Here is an 807-nt window from a genome sequence, read left to right on the forward strand (position 1 = left end):
CAGAACTCCGGCTCGAACAGGTAGTGCCCGGTCATGGCCTCGAAACGCGCATTGACGCTGCGCTGCTTGCCCTGGCCGACCTTGTCGACCGCGGTCTTCATGTTGTCGTAGATGCCCCGGCGGGGCACGCCACCGAAGAGGGCGAACGCCCGTGCGTGGGCATCGAACAGCATCTCGTGCGCCTGGCTGTAGTAGGCCACCAGACAGAAGGCGCGACTGGCCGCCAGCTTGGTGTGTGCCACCTCCAGGCGGCGGCGCAGACCGCCGATGAAGAGGTACTCGCAGCTCCAGTCGAACTGGAATGCCTCGCCCAACTCGAAGCTCAGCGGCACGAACCCCGCGCCGCGTGACGCGTTGCCTTGCTCTTGCTGCCAGCGCTGGGCAAAGGCGTACACCGGCCCCCGACTGCCGCTGTAGCCCTGCGCCCGCAGCGCTTCAAACATCGCCTTGATCCCGCGCCGATCGCGTTTGCTGCGATGGCTATCGGCCTTGAGCCATTGGCCCAACTGTTCCTTGTACGGTTCCAGGATGCTGGGGCCTGACACCCGCTGCGGGTATCGGGGTTCGGCCATCTGCCCGTCTTTGAGCCACTTGGTGGCTGTATTGCGCGAGATGCCCAGCCTGCGGCTGGCCTCGCGCACCGACACGTCCTGCCTCAGCACGAGGCGGCGCAACTTGCTCAATGTGCTCACGTTGATCACTCCTGCTCCCCCGTGCTGAAAAATTCAGCACGATAGAGCGGCAACGTGGCTCAGATTTCAACGTGAACGCGTCCCGAAATGGCCCAGATTTGGAAATGAATCAACA

The 807-nt window shown here is 63.6% G+C and carries 1 protein-coding gene; it reads right to left on the reverse strand.

Going from position 1 to position 807, the window contains the following annotated elements:
* Positions 1–692: IS21 family transposase (istA, locus tag ACX12L_RS22980; protein ID WP_459264579.1), on the reverse strand; the 692-nt coding region annotated here is incomplete at its 3' end.
* Positions 693–807: the final 115 nt, after the last annotated feature.

It is taken from the genome of Alicycliphilus sp. T452, assembly GCF_054512775.1.